18 protein-coding genes are annotated in these 19,545 nt (G+C 71.4%); 9 read left to right on the top strand and 9 right to left on the bottom strand.

Annotated features, from left to right (window positions below):
• Positions 1-139 precede the first annotated feature (139 nt).
• Positions 140-2,041: a carbohydrate-binding protein gene (locus ACIBG8_RS51810; protein WP_397350793.1), complete on the top strand. Its 1,902-nt coding sequence runs from the start codon at positions 140-142 to the stop codon at positions 2,039-2,041.
• On the opposite strand, the gene ACIBG8_RS51805 is transcribed toward ACIBG8_RS51810, so the two are convergent.
• On the bottom strand, positions 2,034-2,768 hold the full coding sequence (locus ACIBG8_RS51805) for an SDR family oxidoreductase (RefSeq protein WP_397350872.1): 735 nt from the start codon (positions 2,766-2,768) through the stop codon (positions 2,034-2,036). The two genes, ACIBG8_RS51810 and ACIBG8_RS51805, sit on opposite strands and share 8 nt — an antisense overlap.
• Before the next feature lie 46 nt (positions 2,769-2,814).
• On the opposite strand from ACIBG8_RS51805, the gene ACIBG8_RS51800 reads away from it, so the two are divergent.
• The 3 genes from ACIBG8_RS51800 to ACIBG8_RS51790 are packed head-to-tail and all read left to right on the top strand — an operon-like array spanning position 2,815 to position 5,695.
• Positions 2,815-3,921 carry an acyl-CoA dehydrogenase family protein gene (locus tag ACIBG8_RS51800; protein ID WP_397350792.1) on the top strand — a complete coding sequence of 369 codons (1,107 nt, stop codon included), beginning with the start codon at positions 2,815-2,817 and terminating at the stop codon, positions 3,919-3,921.
• Complete coding sequence (locus tag ACIBG8_RS51795; protein ID WP_397350791.1) at positions 3,918-4,871, top strand: acyl-CoA dehydrogenase family protein; 954 nt, start codon at positions 3,918-3,920, stop codon at positions 4,869-4,871. The genes ACIBG8_RS51800 and ACIBG8_RS51795 overlap by 4 nt, the downstream gene beginning before the upstream one ends.
• The gene (locus tag ACIBG8_RS51790; protein WP_397350790.1) at positions 4,871-5,695 is read left to right on the top strand and encodes a TIGR03619 family F420-dependent LLM class oxidoreductase; all 825 of its coding nucleotides are present in this window, start codon (positions 4,871-4,873) and stop codon (positions 5,693-5,695) included. Before ACIBG8_RS51795 ends, ACIBG8_RS51790 begins: the two co-directional genes overlap by 1 nt.
• Here ACIBG8_RS51790 and ACIBG8_RS51785 read toward each other — a convergent pair.
• Entirely contained in the window at positions 5,692-7,155 is a 1,464-nt protein-coding gene (locus ACIBG8_RS51785; RefSeq protein ID WP_397350789.1) for a CHAP domain-containing protein, read from the bottom strand. The genes ACIBG8_RS51790 and ACIBG8_RS51785 overlap by 4 nt on opposite strands.
• Before the next feature lie 272 nt (positions 7,156-7,427).
• Between ACIBG8_RS51785 and ACIBG8_RS51780 the strand changes: the two genes are divergently transcribed.
• Positions 7,428-8,027 carry a PaaI family thioesterase gene (locus tag ACIBG8_RS51780; protein WP_397350788.1) on the top strand — a complete coding sequence of 200 codons (600 nt, stop codon included), beginning with the start codon at positions 7,428-7,430 and terminating at the stop codon, positions 8,025-8,027.
• On the opposite strand, the gene ACIBG8_RS51775 is transcribed toward ACIBG8_RS51780, so the two are convergent.
• The gene (locus tag ACIBG8_RS51775) at positions 8,015-9,160 is read right to left on the bottom strand and encodes an alpha-hydroxy-acid oxidizing protein (RefSeq protein WP_397350787.1); all 1,146 of its coding nucleotides are present in this window, start codon (positions 9,158-9,160) and stop codon (positions 8,015-8,017) included. The two genes, ACIBG8_RS51780 and ACIBG8_RS51775, sit on opposite strands and share 13 nt — an antisense overlap.
• A 47-nt stretch (positions 9,161-9,207) precedes the next feature.
• Between ACIBG8_RS51775 and ACIBG8_RS51770 the strand changes: the two genes are divergently transcribed.
• Entirely contained in the window at positions 9,208-9,900 is a 693-nt protein-coding gene (locus ACIBG8_RS51770; protein WP_397350786.1) for a GntR family transcriptional regulator, read from the top strand.
• On the opposite strand, the gene ACIBG8_RS51765 is transcribed toward ACIBG8_RS51770, so the two are convergent.
• The 6 genes from ACIBG8_RS51765 to ACIBG8_RS51740 are packed head-to-tail and all read right to left on the bottom strand — an operon-like array spanning position 9,881 to position 16,508.
• Entirely contained in the window at positions 9,881-10,630 is a 750-nt protein-coding gene (locus tag ACIBG8_RS51765; RefSeq protein WP_397350785.1) for a glucose 1-dehydrogenase, read from the bottom strand. The genes ACIBG8_RS51770 and ACIBG8_RS51765 overlap by 20 nt on opposite strands.
• A complete protein-coding gene (locus ACIBG8_RS51760) occupies positions 10,617-12,635 on the bottom strand; it encodes an acetate--CoA ligase family protein (protein ID WP_397350784.1) in 2,019 nt (672 codons plus the stop codon). The genes ACIBG8_RS51765 and ACIBG8_RS51760 overlap by 14 nt, the downstream gene beginning before the upstream one ends.
• Complete coding sequence (locus tag ACIBG8_RS51755; protein ID WP_397350783.1) at positions 12,625-14,160, bottom strand: class I adenylate-forming enzyme family protein; 1,536 nt, start codon at positions 14,158-14,160, stop codon at positions 12,625-12,627. The genes ACIBG8_RS51760 and ACIBG8_RS51755 overlap by 11 nt, the downstream gene beginning before the upstream one ends.
• Before the next feature lie 10 nt (positions 14,161-14,170).
• Complete coding sequence (locus ACIBG8_RS51750; protein ID WP_397350782.1) at positions 14,171-14,494, bottom strand: VOC family protein; 324 nt, start codon at positions 14,492-14,494, stop codon at positions 14,171-14,173.
• Positions 14,491-14,817, bottom strand: a complete 327-nt coding sequence (locus tag ACIBG8_RS51745) for a Zn-ribbon domain-containing OB-fold protein (RefSeq protein ID WP_397350781.1) — start codon at positions 14,815-14,817, stop codon at positions 14,491-14,493. Before ACIBG8_RS51745 ends, ACIBG8_RS51750 begins: the two co-directional genes overlap by 4 nt.
• A gap of 41 nt (positions 14,818-14,858) precedes the next feature.
• Positions 14,859-16,508 carry a protein kinase gene (locus ACIBG8_RS51740; protein WP_397350780.1) on the bottom strand — a complete coding sequence of 550 codons (1,650 nt, stop codon included), beginning with the start codon at positions 16,506-16,508 and terminating at the stop codon, positions 14,859-14,861.
• A gap of 127 nt (positions 16,509-16,635) precedes the next feature.
• Between ACIBG8_RS51740 and ACIBG8_RS51735 the strand changes: the two genes are divergently transcribed.
• The 3 genes from ACIBG8_RS51735 to ACIBG8_RS51725 are packed head-to-tail and all read left to right on the top strand — an operon-like array spanning position 16,636 to position 19,540.
• On the top strand, positions 16,636-18,225 hold the full coding sequence (locus tag ACIBG8_RS51735; protein WP_397350779.1) for a BCCT family transporter: 1,590 nt from the start codon (positions 16,636-16,638) through the stop codon (positions 18,223-18,225).
• 47 nt (positions 18,226-18,272) lie between these two features.
• Positions 18,273-18,866 carry an isochorismatase family cysteine hydrolase gene (locus ACIBG8_RS51730; RefSeq protein WP_397350778.1) on the top strand — a complete coding sequence of 198 codons (594 nt, stop codon included), beginning with the start codon at positions 18,273-18,275 and terminating at the stop codon, positions 18,864-18,866.
• Positions 18,854-19,540, top strand: a complete 687-nt coding sequence (locus ACIBG8_RS51725; RefSeq protein ID WP_397350777.1) for an SDR family NAD(P)-dependent oxidoreductase — start codon at positions 18,854-18,856, stop codon at positions 19,538-19,540. Before ACIBG8_RS51730 ends, ACIBG8_RS51725 begins: the two co-directional genes overlap by 13 nt.
• The last annotated feature ends 5 nt before the right edge of the window (positions 19,541-19,545 follow it).

The following is a 19,545-nucleotide window of genomic DNA, read 5'->3' as shown; positions in this document are numbered from 1 at the left end:
CGATCCCTGACCAGGTGAGGTGGGCTTCCTCCACCATAGGGACAGGTCGGTGGAGAATCCCGCTACTCGGCCAGATTGTTAGGTAAGTTTCCTATCGAACTCTCTTGACTCGGCGAATCATCGGATCGATTCTGCGGTCATGACCAAGCGGCTGCTTGCCTTATTCGCATTGCTCGCGGCGACGCTGATCGCCGCTCCCGCCTACGCGGCGACCACGCAGCAGACCTTCCTCACCTTCTACGGCTGGTGGGACAACACCCCGCCGGGAGGTGACATCTCCTATCCCCGCATTCACGACGAGGCGGGCGGCAAGGGCACCTACGCCGACCCGATCACCTTCGCCACCTCCTCGGCCGAGGCGGCGCCAGGGACGAAGATCTACGTGCCGCGGGTGAAGAAGTACTTCATCATGGAGGACTCCTGCCAGGAGTGCGGTGAGGACTGGAGCGGCGAGGGCCCCAACGGCGGGCCCGGCCTCTGGCACTTCGACCTGTGGCTCGGCGGCGAGGGCGGCGACCCGATGGACGCCATCGACTGCGAGGACGCGCTCACCCACTACAACAGCAACGGGACGCCGACCCTCGAACCGGTCATCGTCAACCCGGGCTCGTCCGAGGTCGTCGACCCGACGCCGATCTTCAACACCTCGACCGGCGCGTGCTACGGCGGGGCGCAGCCGAACGTCACGATCGGCCAGTACAAGAACGGCTCATCCGGTCAGTGCATGGAGGTCCAGAGCACCGCGGTGAAGACGGCGGCGTGCAACGGCAGTGCCGCCCAGCGGTTCACCTTCCATGGGGCGTTCCTGGAGAACAACAGCAAGTGCGCCGCCAAGTCGGGCAGCAACATCGTGATGCAGACCTGTACCGGCGGCCCGGCCCAGCAGTGGTCGATCAATCCGGACGGCACGATCACCGACATCCAGAGCGGGCAGTACTGCTTCCGCCAGTCGGGCACCAGCGTCGTGGCGGGCAGCTGCTCGGGCTCCTCGGCCCAGTGGACGTTCACCCCGGCCAGCGGCGTCACCCTCGGCGTGAGCCCCGCCTCAGGCTCGGTCGCGCCCGGCGGCAGCACGACGGCCACGGTCACCACCGCGGGCGCGGCGCAGTCGATCACCTTCTCGGCGACCGGCGCGACCGCCACGTTCAACCCGCCGACCGTGCAGACGGGGCAGAGCTCGACGGTCACCTTCACCACGACCGCGTCCACCGCGCCGGGCACGTATCCGGTGACGATCAGCGGCGGCGGCGCCACGGCGACCTACACGCTGACGGTGACCGGGGGAACCGGCGGGGGTCCTGACTACCAGGCCGAGGACGCGGTCCTCTCCCAGGCGGGCGTCTTCACCAACCACACGGGATACACGGGCACCGGCTTCGTCGACTACGTGAACGCGGCTGGAGGCTACATCGAGTGGTCCGTGACCGGCGGCGGCCCGAAGACGCTGGCCGTCCGTTACGCCAACGGCACGACGACCTCCAGGCCGGTGGATATTTCCGTCAACGGCACGGTCGTAGGAAATATCGTCTTTACTCCGACGGCGAATTGGGACACCTGGGAGACCAAGACGCTCCCCGTCACGCTCGCCTCCGGCACCAACACGATCAGGGCGACCGGCACCGGCTCGACCGGCGGCCCCAACGTCGACAAGATCACGATCACCTCCGCCGGAGCCGACTACCAGGCCGAGGACGCCGTGCTCTCCCAGGCGGGCGTCTTCACCAACCACACGGGCTTCACCGGCACCGGCTTCGTCGACTACGTCAACGCGGCGGGTGGCTACATCGAGTGGTCCGTGACCGGCGGCGGCGCGGCGACCCTGTCCATCAGGTACGCCAACGGCACGACGACGGCAAGACCGGTGGACATCTCCGTCAACGGCACCGTGGTCGGAAGCGTCAGCTTCACCCCTACCACCAACTGGGACACCTGGGCCGTCAAGACGCTCACCGTGACCCTCGCCGCAGGCGCGAACACCATCAGGGCGACAGGCACCGGCTCGACCGGCGGCCCCAATGTCGACAAGCTCAGCGTCACGTGAACAACTGACCGGCATTCACGTCGATCGTGGCGCCGGTGATGGCCCTGGCCTGGTCGGAGGCGAGGAAGATGATCGCACGCGCGACGTCCTCCTCGGTCGCGATCCGGCGCAGGGCCATCGCCCGCACGTCCCTGTCCCTGATCTCCTCGTACGGCACGCCCTCGGCGTCGGCCCTGGCGCGCATCCAGTCGTCGAGCACCTCGCTGGCGATCCAGCCGGGCGCCACGCAGTTGACCCGCACCCCGGACGGCCCGAGCTCGTCGGCCAGGCAGTGGGACAGGAGGTGAGCGGCCGCCTTGCCCGCGGCGAAGTCGCTGCGTCCCGCGTAGCCCTTGCGCGAGGACATGGAGGTGACGTTGACGATCGCCCCCTCGCCCCGCGCGACCATGTGCGGCGCGAAGAACCGGCAGGCCACCAAGGTGCCATAAGCACCGATATTTACGGCTCTTTGCCAGTCCAACATATCTATAACCGACATATCCAGAATGTTGCGGCGATGGGTGCCCGGGAAGGCCGCGTTGACCAGCACGTCGGCCCGCACCCGCTCAGCCAGGTCGCGCATCTGGGCCGGGTCGGTGACGTCGGCGCACACCTCGCCGGGGATCCCGTGCGGGGTGCGGGCGACCGGCACCACCGTGGCTCCCTCGTGGGCCATCAGGGTGGCGAGCGTCCTGCCCAGTCCAGGGCCCGCTCCGGTGATCACGGCGACCTTGCCTGCCAGCAGCATGGACACGATCCTGGCAGAGTAACCAAGCGTGCGCTAGGTTGGTGGAGTGGATCTCGACTTCTCCCGGGCCGAGCAGGACTTCCGCGCGGAGGCGCGCGACTGGCTGGCGCAGCACGTCCCCCGGGAGGTGCCGTCCATGGACACCCCTGAGGGTTTCCAGGCGCACCGCGCGTGGGAGGCGCAGCTCGCCGGAGCGCGGCTGTCCGTGGTCTCGTGGCCTTCCGAGTACGGCGGGCGCGGAGCCTCGCTGATCGAATGGCTGATCTTCGAGGAAGAGTACTGGGCGGCCGGAGCTCCAGGGCGGGTCAGCCAGAACGGCATCTTCCTGCTCGCCCCCACCCTGTTCGCCTTCGGCACTCCCGCCCAGCGCGAACGTTACCTGTCCAGGATGGCCAGGGCCGACGACGTCTGGGCGCAGGCCTGGTCGGAGCCCGAGGCGGGCAGCGATCTCGCCGCGCTCGCCTCGCGTGCCGTACGGACCGACGGGGGGTGGCTGCTGCACGGGCACAAGACGTGGAGCTCGCGGGCGGCCTACGCCTCCCACGGCTTCGGCCTGTTCCGCACCTCGGACGAGGGCAGGCACCGGGGGCTCACCTACTTCCTGTTCCCCCTCGACGAGGTCGACGTGCGGCCCATCGCCCAGCTCGACGGCGAGAACGGCTTCGCCGAGCTGCACTTCGACGGCGTCTTCGTCCCCGACGCGGACGTGCTCGGCGGCGTCGGCGAGGGCTGGCGCATCGCGATGGCCACCACCTCCTCAGAGCGCGGGCTGGCCCTGCGCAGCCCGGGGCGGTTCCTGGCCACGGCCGACCGGCTGCTCGCTCTCGCGGCGGAGAGCCAGGACCCCGTGCTGGCCGACCGCGCGGCCAGGGCCTGGATCGACGCCGAGGCCTACCGCCTGCACACCTTCGCCACCGCGCGCAGGCTCGCCGACGGCAGGGAGATCGGCTCCGCCTCCAGCATGGGCAAGGTGTTCTGGTCCGAGCTCGACGTGCGCATGCACACCCTGGCCATGGAACTGCTCGGCGAGCGGGCCGCGCAGACGCCCTGGCTGGACGGGTTCCTGTTCTCGCTGGCCGGGCCCATCTACGCGGGCACCAACGAGATCCAGCGCAACATCATCGCCGAGAGGGTCCTGGGGTTGCCGCGATGAACTTCACCTTCACCGACGACCAGCTGGCGCTCGCCGGGACCGTGCGCGACGTGTTACGCGCCCACTGCCCGCCCGCCGCCCTGCGCGCGGAACGGTTGCCCGCATGGGCGGAACTGGCCTCCCTGGGGTTCTTCGGGCTGCTCGTGCCACAGGAGTTCGGCGGGCTCGGGCTGGAGCTGGTGGACATGGTCGCCGCGCTGGAGGAGACCGGGCGCGCCTGCCTGCCCGGCCCGCTCGTGGAGACCGCCGTGGCCGCGCCGTACCTCCTGGAGGACGACTCGCTGGCCAAGCTCGCCTCGGGCGAGCTGCGGGTGAGCGTGCTGCTCGCCGACCAGACCTACGCGCTCGACGCCGACCTCGCCGACCTGCTCGTGGTGGGGCGCAGCCTGGTCTCCCGCGACCTGGTACGGCTCACGCCGTATCCGAGCGCCGATCCGTGCAGGCACCTGTTCGGGGTGTCGTTCGGCGAGGCGACGCCCCTGCGGCGGCCCGCCGTACAGGCCTCGAAACGGGCGGTCGTGGCGACGGCGGCGCAGCTCATCGGGGTCGCGCGCCACCTGCTGGACACCACGGTCGGCTATGCCAGGACCCGCACCCAGTTCGGCAGCCCCATCGGCGCCTTCCAGGCGGTCAAGCACCAGCTCGCCGACGTGGCCGTCGCTGTCGACTTCGCCGCGCCGCTCGTCCACCGCGCCGCGCTGTCGGTCGACCTGCCGACGGGGGCGCGCGACAGCTCGGCCGCTTTCGTGTCGGCGGGCGAGGCGGCCGAGCGGGCGGCCAGGGTCGCGCTGCAGGTGCACGGGGCGATCGGCTACACGCACGAGCTCGACCTGCGGTTCTGGCTGGCCCGCGTGTGGTCGCTGACCGCCGCCTTCGGCGGCGTCGCCGTCCACCGGGCGCGGCTGCGCGCCGCCATCCTGGGCACGCTGCCGCCGGGACGGTGGCCCTGATGCGGTACGGCGTGCCGCTCGGGCTCCTGCACCCGGCGGCGTGGAAGGACGTCGCGGTCGCGGCCGACGCGCTGGGGTTCGAGTCGGTATGGGTGCCCGAGCACCTGGTCTTCGCCACCGACCTGTCGACGGCGGTCTACCCGGGCACGTCCGACCCCGGGATCAAGCCCGCGACGCCGCTGTTCGACGCGCCCGCCTACCTGTGCTGGCTGGCCGGGCTGACGACGCGCGTCAGGCTGGGTACGGCGGTGCACCTCTACGCGCTGCGCCACCCGTTCGTGTCGGCCCGCGCGTTCGCCACGCTGGACGTGGTGTCGGGGGGCCGGGCCGTCTGCGGGGTGGGCGCCGGTTGGTACCGGGGCGAATGGGACGCGGCCGGGGTGGACTTCGCGACCCGCGGGGCGCGCCTGGACGAGGCGATCGCGATCACCCGGGAGTTGTGGTCCGCGCCCGTGGTCGCCCACAAGGGCCGGTTCTACGACTTCCCCGAGGTCGCCTTCGAGCCGAAACCCGTGCAGGCGCGGCTGCCCATCCTGGCGGGCGGCGAATCCGCAGCGGCTCTGCGCCGAGCGGCGACCCTGTGCGACGGCTGGATCTCCATGCCCCACACCTTGGACTCGATCGTTCCCCAACTGGACCGCCTGGCCTTGTTGCGGGATTCGCGGCCCTTCTCCGTCACCGTCCACGCCTACGAGCTGTCGTCGCCCGGCGAGATCCCGGCCTGGGAGCGCCTCGGTGCCGACCGGCTCATCGTCCGGCCGTGGACCCGCTCCCGCGACGCCGTCCCCGCCCTCGAACGCTTCGCCGCCGACTACGGCCTCTAGGCGCGGTGGCGGCCGCGGTTGGTGGTGCGCCTGCGTGGCGGCTCCTGCTGGGCCCCGGCGCTCACCCCGGCGAGTTCGGGCTGGGGGCGGTGGCGGCGGCCGCGCAAAGGGGCGTCCTGGGTGAACGCGGGCTCGTGCGTGCGGTGGCGCTGGCCCCTCGTGTCGTGGGAGAAGGTCGCCTCCGCCGGGTGCTCGCGCAGGCGCCTCCTGCCCCGGTAAGCGCGCTCGTCGAGCATGCCCTGCTCCAGCGCGTCGAACGACTCCCGCACGCCCGCGACCATTTCGTCGAAGGCCTCGTTCGTGGCGCGTCTCCCCGCGGGGGTGAAGGCGTCGAAGCTGGCCCCGCGCTCCAGGGCGGCGGCCGCCTCGTGGGCCTCCTGGCGCAGGGTGGCCGCGGTGACCTCCAGCGGGGTCGTCCGCGCGAGGTCCAGGGGCGCGTCGGCCACGGGGGCGGCGAGCAGCGGGGCCTCGATGGTCTTGAGCCCGGCGGCCATGGGCTCCACCGGGGTGAGGGTGGGGCGGCGCTTGCGTCGGCGGCCGCCCGTGGGCGCGGGCGCGGCGGTGCGCGCAGCGGGGGCGAGCCGTACGCGGAGCTGCCGGGTCTTGGCCACGGCCAGGACGGCCAGGGCGGCCACCAGCGCGGTGCCGACAAGGGCGGGGGAGCTGAGCGAGGGCGCGCCGATCGGCGCCGAGGCGGTGGTGATGACGGGCAGGGGGCCGGTCTGGGTCACGGCGTTGGTGTCGGCCGTGGCGGGCTTGGCGTGCTTGCCCTTGCGCGGGGTCGGCGCCGGTGACGCGGTGGCCTGCTTGGGCTTGACCGGCTTCGTGGTCTTGACGATCACCGGGCCCTGGTGCTGCTCGCCCGACCCGCTCTCCGGGATGAAGTCGCTGACCTCGGGCTGCTCGGGCTCCGCCTGCTCGACCTCGCCCACCTGGACGTCGGGAGCGGCCTCCTCGGCCTGCTTGGCCGCCTCCTTGAGCGCGACCTCGTCGAGCCTGGCCTTGATCTGCTCCGGATATCCGTACCCGACGACCTTGCTGGTGTCCCGTTCCTTGCGCTTGGCGACGCCGCCGTCGATGTTGCCCTCGATCGTGAAGATCTTGTCGCCCTCGACCTTGGTGACGATGCCGACGTGGTCGATCTCGTCGACGTCGTTGGAACCGCCCCAGTCGTAGAAGACGAACGCGCCGGGCTTCGGCTTGGTGCCCCAGGCGTCGTTCTCCTTGAACCACTCCGCGTGCGCGACGGTCCAGGCGAACTGGCCGATCCAGTCTTCGTAGCCGAGCTTGTGCGCGGCCCAGGAGAGGTACATGTCGCACCAGGGAGCCGAGGAGTAGTCGGCGTCGAACTCGACGTTCTTGCCGTACCAGTCGCCGAACTTGGTGTAGGCATCGCCCTTCTCGGAGTAGCCGAGCTGGCTCTCGAGGAGGTCGATGAACTTCTGCATCTCCGGGGTCATGGAAGCGTGGGGGACCTTCCGCGTCAGTCGTCATCTTCCGTGAAGAGGGAGGCTACCGTGACAAAAGAGCAGGTCAAGCCAACTTCAAGAAAGTGTCAAGGCGCGGCCTGTTGGGAAACTGCAGGTCAAGAGCTTGCCAGAGATTTCCCGACAAAGAAGACAAAGCATAAAAAGATCTACCAACCCGCCTCTGCGGCCCCGATCCGCCCCCTCCTTCGCGGGCCTCCGTGGAATCGAATGCGATTCGGTAGAACGTGTTCTAGTATGTCCGCATGACGCTTGAGGTCGCAGACTCCCGCCTGGCCGCGCTGTGCGGCCTCTCCCAGCAGACGCGCGACCTCATGGACGCCGTCGCCCTCACCGACGTGGGCGAGGACGAGCTGCTGGACATCACCACCCGGCTGGCCGACCTGACCACCCGCCTCCAGGCGAAGAGCCGCACGTCGCCGCAGCCCTTCGAGATCGCCCCCGACGGCACGCTGCGCCACCTCGGCAACGCCGTCACCGGCGGCGCCAACCCCTACGCCCTGCCCCTCGTCGTCGACAGGCACGACAACGGCGTCAGCGCCGACGTCGTCTTCCGCCCCCTCCACGAGGGCCCGCCCGCCGGAGTGCACGGGGGCATCAGCGCGATGATCCTCGACCACCTCCTCGGCCAGGCCGTGGCCAACGCAGGCTTGGCGGGCATGACCGGTACGCTCACGCTGCGCTACAGGCGGCCCGTGCCGTACGGCAGGCCGCTGGTGGCGACGGCGGAGCACACCACGTCGGAGGGTCGCAAGACCTGGGCCGAGGGCCGCATCGCGCTGCCGGACGGCACCGTCCTCGTCGAGGCGACCGGCCTGTTCATCACGCCCACTCACTGGGCCTGAAGCGAGGCCCGGCTCAGCTCGCCGCAACTGCTGTGGCCAGAGAGCGCGACCGTGATGTCGAGCTCGCCCAGCAGGCAGCGCAACACGTGCTCGACGCCCTGCTGCCCGCCCAGCGCGAGCCCGTAGAGGAACGGCCGGCCCAGGAGTACGGCACGCGCCCCGAGCGCCAGCGCCTTGACCACGTCCGCGCCCGTCCGCACCCCGGAGTCGAACAGGACCGTCAGGTCGGAGCCGACCGCCTCGGCGATCGGCCCGAGCGCGTCGAGCGCCGCGACGGCCCCGTCCACCTGGCGCCCGCCGTGGTTGGAGACCACGATGCCGTCCATGCCGTGCCGTACGGCCAGCCGGGCGTCCTCGACGGAGACGATGCCCTTGAGCACGATCGGCCCGTCCCAGTGGTCGCGGAGGAACGGCAGGTCGTCCCAGCTCAGCCCCGGGTGGGGGAACATCTGCGCCCAGTGCATGGTCGGCGAGCCGCCCGCCTTCTCCTGGAACGCGGGGTCGCTCAGGTAGTTGGCCAGGCCGACGTCGTGCAGGAACGGCAGGAACCCGCGGTCCAGGTCGGCGGGACGCCAGCCGAGCAGCGTCGTGTCCAGCGTGAGGACCAGCGTGGTGAACCCGGCGGCCCTGGCGCGGCGCAGGAAGCTGAGGCACACGTCCTGGTCGGTCGGCCAGTAGAGCTGGTACCAGCGCTGCCCGTCCCCGTTCGCCTCCGCGACCTGCTCGAAGGTGTGCGCGGCCGCCGTCGAGTGGATGTACGGCACGCCGACCGCGGCTGCGGCGCGCGCCGTGGCCAGCTCGCCGTCCGGGTGCGCGAGCGTCTGGACCCCGACGGGGGCGATCAGCACCGGAGCGGGCATCGTGGTGCCGAGCACGGTGGTCGAGTGGTCGCGCTGGGCGGCGACGCCGCGGAGCATGCGCGGCACGATCCGCCAGCGGTCGAAAGCGGCCCGGTTGGCGCGCGCCGTCTCGCCGTGACCGGCGCTGGGCACGATGTATCCCATCGCCTGAGGACTCAGCACCTCGCGCGCCCGGTCCTCCAGCGCCGCCAGGTCCGTGGTGATGTCGGGCGTCTTGCCGTCGAACATGCCCGACAGGTAGATGCCCAGCTGGTGGTCGCCCAGGTTGCTCATGGCAGCAGTCAACATCCACGGCGGGGTGCGTGGGTAGTCTGGGGCGCATGTCCACCGTGCGCGAGGCCGTCTACGAGGCGCTGAAGGAGCGCATCGTCGAGGGCGAGCTCACGCCCGGGCAGCGGCTGATCGAGCGGGACCTGGCGGCGGAGCTGGCGGTGTCGCGCATCCCGGTGCGCGAGGCGCTGGGGCGGCTGGAGGCGGAGCGGCTCGTGGTGGTGGTGCCGCGCAGGGGGGTGCTGGTCAGCCCGTTCACGCCGGACGACGTCGCGGACTTCTTCGACGTGCGGGAGAGCCTGGAGGTGCTGGCGGCGCGGCTGGCCGCGGAGCGGGCTTCTTCCGCTGATCTCGTACGGCTGCGCGAGGTGCTCGCCGAGGCGGATCGCGCCACGGGGGAGAGTGACGCCCGGGGGATGGCGCTGGCGAACGCGGCGTTCCACGCGGCGGTGGTGGACGTGTCGGGGAACGCGCTGCTGCGCGACCTGATGCGGCCGTTGGAGGCGCGGCTGCGGTGGCTCTTCCGCCTGACCGTCGACCGCGACCCGGGCGAGCAGTGCGCGGAACACCACGCCCTCTACGAGGCGATCGCCGACCACGACCCCGACGCGGCGGCGGCCCACGCCCTCACGCACGTTGCGGGAGGGCGCGCGCACTCGGTGGAACTCGCCGCGACATGGTCACGCGTGGACCCCATGGAGGTCACCCGCACCCGACGCAGGACTAGTAACCGGCGCCCGTGAGGAGGCCGCCGTCGACGGTGAACTCGCTGCCTGTGCAGTAACTGGCGCGGTCGGAGGCGAGGAAAGCAACCACGTGTGACACTTCGATCGGCTTGGCGAAGCGTTTCATGACCATGGACTTCAGGAACGCGTCGGCGTCCACCTCGGCCATGATCTCGGGGTCCAGGGCCATCGAGGTGTTGATGGCCCCGGGGTGCACGGAGTTGACCCTGATCTTGAAGCGGGCCAGCTCCCTGGCCGCCGCCTTCGTCACGCCGCGGATGCCGAACTTCGAGGCCGCGTACGCCGACATGCCCTCCGCGCCGATGAAGCCCTCGATGGACGAGATGTTCACGATCGAGCCGCGACCCGCCGCCTTCATGGGCTCGATCGCCGACTTCACCCCCAGCCACGTGCCCTTGAGGTTGACCGAGATGATCCGGTCGAAGTCCTCAGGCGACATATCGGCGATGCGGCGAAATTTCAGGATCCCGGCGTTGTTCACCAGGATGTTCAGCCTGCCGTACGTCCCCACGGTCGTCGACACCGCCCGCGACCAGTCCTCCACGCTCGTCACGTCGTGATGCACGTAAACAGCCCCGGTCTCCTCGGCCAGCGCCTTGCCCTCCTCGTCGAGCACGTCGCCGAACACCACCTGCGCTCCCTCTTCGAGGAAGAGCCGCACGTGCGCCTCGCCCATCCCGCGCGCCCCGCCGGTGATCAGCGCGACCTTGCCGTCAAGCAGTCCCATCGTTGCCTCCACAGAAACGTTGACCCGCCCGTACGGCGACCGCCGCCGCCTCCATGGAGCGGTAGACGGGGATCCCGGCGGCGATCGCCCTGACCTCGTCCTCGACACCGTCGGGCGCGAACTCCGCGTTCCTGGTGACGAGCGTGATCCTGGTGTTGGTGAGGTCGCGCTGCGCCCGCGCCAGGTGCTCGGCGTAGTCGTAGAGCGGCCCGGCCGCGTCGCCGTAGGTGAAGAAGCTCTGCACGTTCACGTGCGCGACCACGTCGGCGTACGGCTCCCGCCGGACGATCGCGGCGATCGCCTCCCCGGCCAGCGCCGCCCTGCCGCGCGGGCCGACGGGGATCTCCAGCGGGTTGGCCAGCGAGCTCCCCACCCCCAGCCCGAGCGCCCGCAGGTCGTCGAGCGCCTCCCGGGGGAGCGGGCCGAGCGCGAGCCCCTGGCGGTCGAACGCGTCGGCGGCCAGCACGCTCGCCCCACCACTGGGCCCGATGACGAGCGCCCCGGAGCCGGGCAGCAGCCGGTTCGCGTGGGCCTGGAAATAGGCCAGCGCGCCGATCAGGTCCTCCTGGCTGCTCACCAGCGTCGCGCCGGTCTGGTCGGCGAGGGCCTGCCAGATGCGGGCGTCGCTCACCATGCCGCCCGTGTGCGAGGCGGCGGCCCGCTGGCCCTGCACGCTGCGCCCGCCGACGAGCAGCACCACGGGCAGGTCCGCCGAGGAGAGCGCCTCGAAGAGGGCGCGGCCCTCGCGGGGGTCCTCCAGGTACATGCCGACGGCCGAGGTCTCCGCGTCGGCGGACAGCCAGCGGAGCAGCTCGGCCGGGGTGACGTCGGCCGCGTTGCCCACGGTGGCGACGCGGCTGAACCGCAGGCCACGCCGTTCACCGACCTTGATGACCTCTCCGGCCAGCCCGCCGCTCTGCGAGATCAGCGCGATCGAGCCGGGCTCGCCGAGCCCGCCGCCGACGAACGTCTGCCGCCCGCGCGGGCTGTAGACGCCCATGCAGTTGGGCCCGAGCAGCCGTACGCCCGCCGAGCGGGCCGCGTCGACCAGCGCCGCCTCCAGGTCCTGGTTGCCCGTCTCGGCGAACCCGCCGCTCATCACCTGCACGAACGCGGTGTCGCCGGCCTGGCGCACGACGTCCGCGCACCGGTCGGCAGGGACGGCGACCAGCGCGTAGTCGGCGCCCGCCTCGGCCAGGGACGTCACAGCGGGGACGCCGCCGATCTCCGTGGCCGTGGGATGGACGGCCACCACGGGCGTACCCGCGGCCCGGTAGAAGTCGAGGAACATGTTGCCGAAGTTCGGCCTGGTCGTGGAGGCGCCGACGACGGCCACCCGTCGTGGCTCGAACAGCCGGGTGAAGTCCGTGGAAGGGCTCTCGTCCGATGACTTCTCCGCGGGGAAGGGGAGGTGGCGGGCGTCCACCGCGACGACGCCGGAGGGGGTGGCGATCAGCGGGTTGATCTCGAACTCGCCCAGCTCCAGGCGCTCCCACAGCCCGCCGTCCCCGCCCACCGCGAGCAGCACCTTCACCACGGCGTCCACGTCGACGGCAGGGCCGCCGCGGTAGCCGTACAGGAGGGGTGAACCCCGCAGGGAGGCCAGCATCTGGCGCGCGTCCGGCTCGGACACCGGGCAGAGGCGCAGCGCGGTGTCGCGCAACGCCTCGGTCCAGATGCCGCCGAGGCCGGTCAGGAGCACCGGGCCGAACCCGGGGTCGCTGACCACACCGACGATCAGCTCCACCCCGGACGGCGCCTGCTCCTGCACCAGGAAACCCTCGGGGGTCACGGGCAGGCTCGCGGCCATCGCGGAAACAGCGGCGGGGATCTCGGCACGGGTGAGCCCCAGGACGACCGCGCCCACATCGGACTTGTGGACCAGCTCAGGCCCGAACGCCTTGAGGACCAAGGGTTCCGCGAGGTCCGCGAGGGCGGGCGACGGGAGGACGATGCTGCGGGGGGTGGGGATGCCCGCCTCCCGCAGCAGGCGGTCAGTCGACAAGGTGGCCGTACTTCTCGCGGATCTCCCGCCGCAGCAGCTTGCCCGGCCCGCCTGAGGCGTCCTCGAAGTGCGGCAGCGACTCCGCCACCTCGATGTGGTCAGGCTGCTGGTGCGCGGGCAGCGACTCCGACAGCGCCAGCGCCACCTTGGCGGCGTCCAGCGAGTGCCCCGCCCGCGCCACCACCGCGAGCAGGATCTTCTGCGCCACCGGCGCGGCGCCCTCGACGTGCGCGGGCACCCCGACCACCCCGGCCTCGGCCACGGAGTCGAGCCCCGCGGCCGCCTCCTCCACCACCACGGGCTGCGTCCACACGCCGCCCTTGAGGATCGCGTCCTCGCGCCGCCCGAGCACCTGCAGCACCCCGTCGGCCGACAGCGTCCCGAGGTCGCCGCCGACGTACCACTCGCCGCGCATCACCTCGGCCGTCTTGTCGGGCAGCCCGTCGTACCCGGCCATCCGGTGCGGCCCTGCCAGGTTGATCTCGCCGACCTCCCCGACCACCCCGGCGCCCGACGGGTCGGTGATCCGTACGGCACAGCCGGTGCGTGCGCGCCCCGAAGCCCCCAGCGGCGTCGAGCCGTCGTCCACCCGCCCGAAGCAGGTGTAGGGCGCCTCGGTCTGCCCGTAGTAGGAGTAGACCCCGGCGGAAGGCAGCCGGTCCTTGATCCGGGAGAGCATCGTCCCGGTCAGCGGCTCCCCGCCCAGCATGATCACCTGCAGCGACGACAGATCGACGGCCTCGTGGTCGGAGGACCCGAGCAGCGCCGCGTAGAACGACGGGATCTGCGACACGTGGGTGACCTTCTCGCGCGGCACCACCCGCAGGAAGTTGGCCGGACCCCAGTCCTGCTCCAGCACCAGCCGCATCCCCGCGTAGAGCGCCGGCCCGACGATCGCCGGGAACCCGATGCCCCAGATGATCGCCCCGGTCCCGAAGACGCTTGAGGGGGAGCGCGGCACGTCGAGCCAGATCTGCGCGGTGGCCAGCGACGACGCGTGCGTGTGCACGACGGGCTTGGGCAGCCCGGTCGTGCCCGAGGTGTAGTAGAGCGCCAGGGGGTCGTCGCCGAACCCGCCCAGCTCCGGCTCCTCGTCGGACGGGTGGTCGAGCGTGGCCGCGTCGATCCAGGTGGCGATGCCAGGCAGCGAGGGCCGGATGCGCTCCACGACCTCGGCGACCGTCGAGTCGTAGACGAACGCCGTGCACCCGGACGCGGCCACGACCGCCTGCAGCGTCTCGACCGGCCAGTAGGGGTTCATGGCCGCGGTGACCGCGCCGAGCTTGGCCTGCGCCAGGTAGACCTCGGCCACCTGCAGCGTCTCGTTGAGCAGCGCGGCGACCTTCTGCCCCGCGCCGACGCCGAGCGCGGCCAGGGCGTTGGCCCGCCGGTTGACGATCCGGTTCAGCTCGTCGTAGGTGAAGGTCTGCTCGCCGCAGTAGGTGAGCGCCACCTTGTCCGGTGTGCGCAGCGCCCCTGCGGTCAGGATCGCGTAGCCGTAGTTTCCGTAGGGTGATCGCGCCACGGGGAGCCTCCTAGAGAGACGAATAGAGCACGAAGACGTTTCCTGAGGGATCACGCAGTACGGCCCGCATCTCGTGCGGCCCCGCCTCGGGCTCCCTGACCACGACGGCACCCCGCTCCGTCAGCTCCTCGACAGCCAGCGACACGTCGTCGACCTTGTACGACGCGGCCACACCATCGGTGACGTGCTCGGACGGCCCGGCCAGCGCGACAGTGACGCCGCCCCCGTCGAGCGCGGCGAACCGCGAGCCGTCGCGGAACTTCACCGGCAGCCCGTAGAACGCGATCGCCTCGTCCAGGTCGGCCACGGGGATCAGCACGTTGCCCAGCCTCATACGGGCCTCCAATGCGGTAGGTCGTCCACGAACGTCACCCGCACGGGCATCCCGATCCGCACCTCGCCGGGCGGGCACCCGACGACGTGGCCGAAGACGCGGGCGCCCTCGGGCAGGTCCACCCAGGCGGCGGTGAAGGGCCCACCCCGGTGCACGACGGTGAAGGTGTGGACGGTGCCCAGCCCGGAGACCGGCTCGAAGAGAAGCTCGCCACCTCCGCACCACGGGCACGAGGCAGCGGGCAGGTGCACCCGCCTGTCGCAGGCCGTACACCGCTGAATCACCAGTTCGCCGCGCCCGCAGGCGGCCCAGAAGGGGTCCATCGGTTGCCAAGCTAGCGCACGCTTGGTTCCCGAACAACCCTCTACTCGGTGGGCTCGGGATCGGGCGTCTCCGGCATGGAGAACTGCGAGGGGGAGGGCGTGCCCAGGGCCGAGGTCTCCGAGGCGGAAGGGGTGGGAGAGGGGGAGGCGGAGGGGGTCGGGCAGGGCGGGCCGTCGATGGCGACCTCGCTGATCTGCGGGCCGTTCGCCGCGGCCGGTTCCGTGGCGGCGACGATGCCGAAGTAGGCGCGGTGCCCGCAGGCCACGTCGCCGGGGTCGCGCAGCACGCCCTGGGTGTAGGAGGTCCTCCCCTTGAGCTCCTGGACCTCGGAGTGCACGACGCGGGCCGCGCCGTCGCCGTCCCTGCGCGTGTACTTGACGCTCAGCCGTACCGGGCCTGGACCGTCGGCGGCGATCCTGATCGCGCCCGCCGAGCCGCTCCACCCGACGATGCTGGCCGCCTGGACCGTGGGCACGCGCGCGGCCGGGGCCGAGGAGAAGGTCTCGGCGGGCGGGGTCGGCGGGGGGAAGGTGCGGACAGTAGCGGTAGGAGTCGGTTTGACGGAGGTCGATGGCTTGCGCGTGGGTTTGGGGGTGGCGGCGGGCTGGGTGGTCTTGGCGTCCACGGGCACGGAGCTCGGCTGGACGGACGTCGAGGGCTTGTTCTGCGGCAGCAGCAAGGTTCCGGCGCCGGAGGAGATCCCGCGGGTGAACAGCAGCGCCACCAGCACGGTCACCACCGCGCCCCCCGCGATCCACAGGTGCGGCGGCAACTGCGGCACCCGCGCCATCACGCTCCTGGGGGCCACCGGCTCCTCAGGCGACGGCACCGCCTGCGCCAGGGGGAACTTCAGCGCCAGCAGCGTGGCCAGCTCGGCCAGGTGCCGCCGCCCGCGCTTCTCCCAGTCCGGGCCGTACCCGGCGACCGCGTCCTCCTCCAGCTCGGTGGCGAACGCGGTCGCCGAGCCGTACCTGACGGCCGGGTCCTTGGCCAGGCCGCGGCGCAGCAGGTCGCGCAGCGTGTCCGGCACGACCTCCAGCGGCACCGGCTCCACCAGGTGCTTGTCGCGCAGCGCGGGCACGTCGTCCGCCTTGTACGGCGGGCGGCCCTTCACCCCCTCGAACAGCAGGCAGGCGGCCGAGTAGAGGTCGGAGGAGGCGGTGGCGGTCCCTTCCGTCCATAACTCGGGTGACATGTACGGCGGGCTCCCGGCGGGCACGCCGGGCTCCTCCGCGTGCACCACCACGCCCGCGTCCACGAGCTTGACCGCGCCGTCCGCCTGGACCAGCAGGTTCTCCGGCTTGACGTCCCGGTGCACCACGCCGGCGCCGTGCAGCGCGGCGAGCGCCAGCAGCACGTCCTTGAGCAGCGCCAGCGCCGCCTCCGGGCTGGTCCTGCCGTGCTCGGCCAGGAGCGTGCGCAGCGAGACGCCGTCGACCAGCTCCATGACCACGGCGGCCCTGGTGGGCGTCTCCACGTACTCGTAGAGCTTGACGACGTTGTGCTGGTCGACGTCGACGAGCTTCCTGGCGCCCGCCCGGTAGCCCTCCATGAACTCGGCGTCTCTGCGCAGGGTCGCGTTGAGGTACTTGATCGCCACATAGGCGCCGGTCTCCTCGTAGGTGCAGAGGAACACCCGTCCAGTACGGCCGGCGCCGAGCTGACGTACTTCGCGATACCCCGGGACCAATACGAACCCCCAACCGGAGACGTCGTCTTGGATCTGACGGTCTCACCCGGGGTTCCGGTTGTCACGAGTGAAGATATTTCGCCCTTCGTTAATGGGGTATGACGCTCTGTAGCTATTTGGGGGAGAGATGCGAACACATAAGCCCGATGTCCCGTTGCTGGCCATCGGCGTGGGTGTGCTGCTGTGCGTGGTCGTCTGGGGCGCCGTCTCGACCGAGTCGCTCAACGCCGCGGGCTCGGGCGCGCTCGCCTGGGTGCTGGACAACCTGGGCTGGGTCTTCGTCGTGGCGGCCGACTTCTTCCTGGTGCTCGCCGTCCTGCTGGCCTTCAGCCGGTACGGCAAGGTGCGCCTGGGCAAGGACGACGACACCCCGGAGTTCTCCAACCTGGCGTGGGCGGCGATGATGTTCAGCGCCGGGATGGGCATCGGCCTGATGTTCTACGGCGTCGCCGAGCCCATGACGCACTTCCTCAAGCCGCCGCCGGGCCTCGGCATCGAGGCGGGCACGCCGGAGGCGGCGCGCACCGCGATGGAGTACACGCTCTTCCACTGGACGCTGCACCCGTGGGCGATCTACGCGATCACCGGGCTCGCCCTGGCGTACTCGACCTTCCGCAAGGGCCGCGGCAACCAGTTCAGCGCCGCCTTCGAGCCGCTGTTCGGCAAGCGGGTCGGCGTCGGGCGCGCCCTCGACCTGCTGGCCGTGCTCGCCACCGTCTTCGGCACCGCCACCAGCCTCGGGCTCGGCGCGCTCCAGGTGGAGTACGGGATCAACGAGCTGTTCCACTTCAGCGGGCGCAGGCTGGAGGTGGTCATCATCGTCGTGCTGACCGCCGCCTTCGTCATCTCGGCCGCGACCGGGGTGCACGGCGGCGTGCAGTGGCTGAGCACCACCAACGTCTACCTGGCCGGCGTCCTGGCCCTGGCGATCTTCGTGTTCGGCCCGACGGTGGCCATCCTCGACCTCATCCCCGCCTCGGTCGGCGGTTACGTCAACGACCTGATCCCGATGGCGACCAGGACCGGGGCTTTCATGGACAAGGCCTGGCTCGGCTCCTGGACGATCTTCTACTGGGCGTGGTGGCTGTCGTGGGCGCCGTTCGTGGGCGCGTTCATCGCGCGCATCTCGCGCGGGCGGACGATCAGGGAGTTCATCGTCGGCGTCATGCTGGTGCCGAGCGCGGCCAGCGTGATCTGGTTCTGCGTCTCCGGCGGCAGCGCGCTCACCCTGCAGCGCTCGGGGGCGGTCGACTTCGCCAAGTCCATCGGGGAGGGCGCGGAGGCGGCGATGTTCACGCTGCTCGACAACCTGCCGTTCGCCTCCGTGACGACGGTGATCGCGGTCGTGCTGATCGCCCTCTACTTCGTCACCGGGGCAGATTCCGCCTCGCTCGTCCTGGGCTCGCTGTCCTCGCGCGGCTCGCTGCACCCGCCGCGGGCGCTGGTGATCATGTGGGGCGTGCTGATCGGCACGGTCGCGCTGGTGTTGCTGCTGGCCGGTGGGCTGCAGGCGCTGCAGCAGGCCACGATCCTGGTGGCCCTGCCGTTCGTGCTCGTCATGCTCCTGCTGTGCGCGGCGCTGGTGAAGGAGCTGCGCGAGGACCCGGGCGCGGGGCCGCTCCCGGCGCGCGGGCATCCGTACGGCCTGCCGGTCGCGATCAAGCGCGTGGTGGGGGACGGGGACGACTTCGCCTCGTCCCGGCTGCCCAAGCCGTAGTAGGCTCCGACTCAACCAAGCAAGCGCTCGGCTGAGTGGAGGCCTTCGTGGGTGGTACGGCGGTGCTGGTCATGGAGATGCAGCGAGGAGTCGTCGGCGATCACACGAAATTTCCGGACCTGGTGGCTGCTTGCGCCCGCGTCGGGGTCGTCGAGCACGTGGGCCAGGTGCTCGCCGCGGCCCGTGCGGCGGGCATACCGGTGATCCACTGCACCGCCGCCTTCCGCGCCGACCGGGCCGGATCCCACACCGACAACTGCCCGTTCATCGCCGGACTGCTCAAGGATCCCGCGCACATGCTCGAAGGCACCCCGGCCGTCGAGGTCCTGGAGGGCCTGCGTGACCCCTCCGACCTGGAGAGCCGCCGCTACCACGGGTTCTCGCCCTTCACCGGCACCTCACTCGACATGACGCTCAGGTCGCTCGGCGTCACCCACGTGGTGGCCGTCGGGCTCTCGCTCAACCTCGGCATCCCCGGCCTCGCCCTGGAGGCGGTGAACCTCGGCTACCGGGTCACCGTGGTCACCGACGCCGTCGCCGGGATCCCCGACGAGTACGCGAAAGCCGTACTCCGCCACACCGTCAGCCTGCTCGCCAGGAGGACCAAGGCGGCGGACCTGGTGGCGTCATGGACGGAATGAGCCTCGACGGCAGGACCGCCGTGGTCACCGGGGGAGCGGGCGCCATCGGCTCGGCCATCGGCACCGACCTGCTGTCCCTGGGCGCCCGGGTGGTCGTGGCCGACCTGCCGGAGTTCGACCTGACCTCGCCCGAGTCCATCTCCGCCTTCTGCGACCGGGTGGGGCCCGTCGACATCCTGGTGCACTGCGCGGGCGTGTCGATCGTCGAGCCGTTCACCACCAGCGACCCGGCGCACTGGGACCTCATGTGGCAGGTCAACCTGCGCGGTCCGATGCTGCTCACCAAGCTGCTGCTGCCCGGCATGGTCGAGCGGGAGTGGGGCCGCCTCGTCTTCGTCTCCTCCGACGGCGCCAGGGCGGGCTCCGGCGGCGAGGGCGCCTACGCGGCGACCAAGGCGGGTCTCTTCGGCCTGGCCAAGACGCTCGCCAGGGAGGCGGCCAGGGCGAACGTCACCTCCAACGTCGTCTGCCCCGGCCCCACCGACACCCCGATGTTGCGCAAGGTGGCGGCGGACAAGCCCGGCCTGGTGGAGAAGATCGCCCGCGGCATCCCGCTGCGCAGGCTCGGCGAACCGCGCGACGTGGCCGGGCTGGTCGCCTACCTGTGCACCGAGCGCGCCGCCTACATCACCGGCCAGACCCTGTCGGTGAGCGGCGGCGTGACCATGGCATGAACGGG

The sequence above is a fragment of the Nonomuraea sp. NPDC050556 genome, assembly GCF_044457355.1.
Classification (GTDB): Bacteria; Actinomycetota; Actinomycetes; order Streptosporangiales; family Streptosporangiaceae; genus Nonomuraea.
Note: the sequence above shows the minus strand (reverse complement) of the source record. Positions and strands in the feature narration are given on the sequence as shown.

What these genes read in the sequence shown, in the direction of transcription:
- ACIBG8_RS51810 (WP_397350793.1), top strand. Translation starts at nt 140, where the DNA reads ATGACCAAGCGGCTGCTTGCCTTATTCGCATTGCTCGCGGCGACGCTG.
- ACIBG8_RS51805 (WP_397350872.1), bottom strand. Translation starts at nt 2,768, where the DNA reads ATGCTGCTGGCAGGCAAGGTCGCCGTGATCACCGGAGCGGGCCCTGGA.
- ACIBG8_RS51795 (WP_397350791.1), top strand. Translation starts at nt 3,918, where the DNA reads ATGAACTTCACCTTCACCGACGACCAGCTGGCGCTCGCCGGGACCGTG.
- ACIBG8_RS51790 (WP_397350790.1), top strand. Translation starts at nt 4,871, where the DNA reads ATGCGGTACGGCGTGCCGCTCGGGCTCCTGCACCCGGCGGCGTGGAAG.
- ACIBG8_RS51785 (WP_397350789.1), bottom strand. Translation starts at nt 7,155, where the DNA reads ATGACCCCGGAGATGCAGAAGTTCATCGACCTCCTCGAGAGCCAGCTC.
- ACIBG8_RS51780 (WP_397350788.1), top strand. Translation starts at nt 7,428, where the DNA reads ATGACGCTTGAGGTCGCAGACTCCCGCCTGGCCGCGCTGTGCGGCCTC.
- ACIBG8_RS51775 (WP_397350787.1), bottom strand. Translation starts at nt 9,160, where the DNA reads ATGAGCAACCTGGGCGACCACCAGCTGGGCATCTACCTGTCGGGCATG.
- ACIBG8_RS51770 (WP_397350786.1), top strand. Translation starts at nt 9,208, where the DNA reads ATGTCCACCGTGCGCGAGGCCGTCTACGAGGCGCTGAAGGAGCGCATC.
- ACIBG8_RS51765 (WP_397350785.1), bottom strand. Translation starts at nt 10,630, where the DNA reads ATGGGACTGCTTGACGGCAAGGTCGCGCTGATCACCGGCGGGGCGCGC.
- ACIBG8_RS51750 (WP_397350782.1), bottom strand. Translation starts at nt 14,494, where the DNA reads ATGAGGCTGGGCAACGTGCTGATCCCCGTGGCCGACCTGGACGAGGCG.
- ACIBG8_RS51745 (WP_397350781.1), bottom strand. Translation starts at nt 14,817, where the DNA reads ATGGACCCCTTCTGGGCCGCCTGCGGGCGCGGCGAACTGGTGATTCAG.
- ACIBG8_RS51735 (WP_397350779.1), top strand. Translation starts at nt 16,636, where the DNA reads ATGCGAACACATAAGCCCGATGTCCCGTTGCTGGCCATCGGCGTGGGT.
- ACIBG8_RS51725 (WP_397350777.1), top strand. Translation starts at nt 18,854, where the DNA reads ATGGACGGAATGAGCCTCGACGGCAGGACCGCCGTGGTCACCGGGGGA.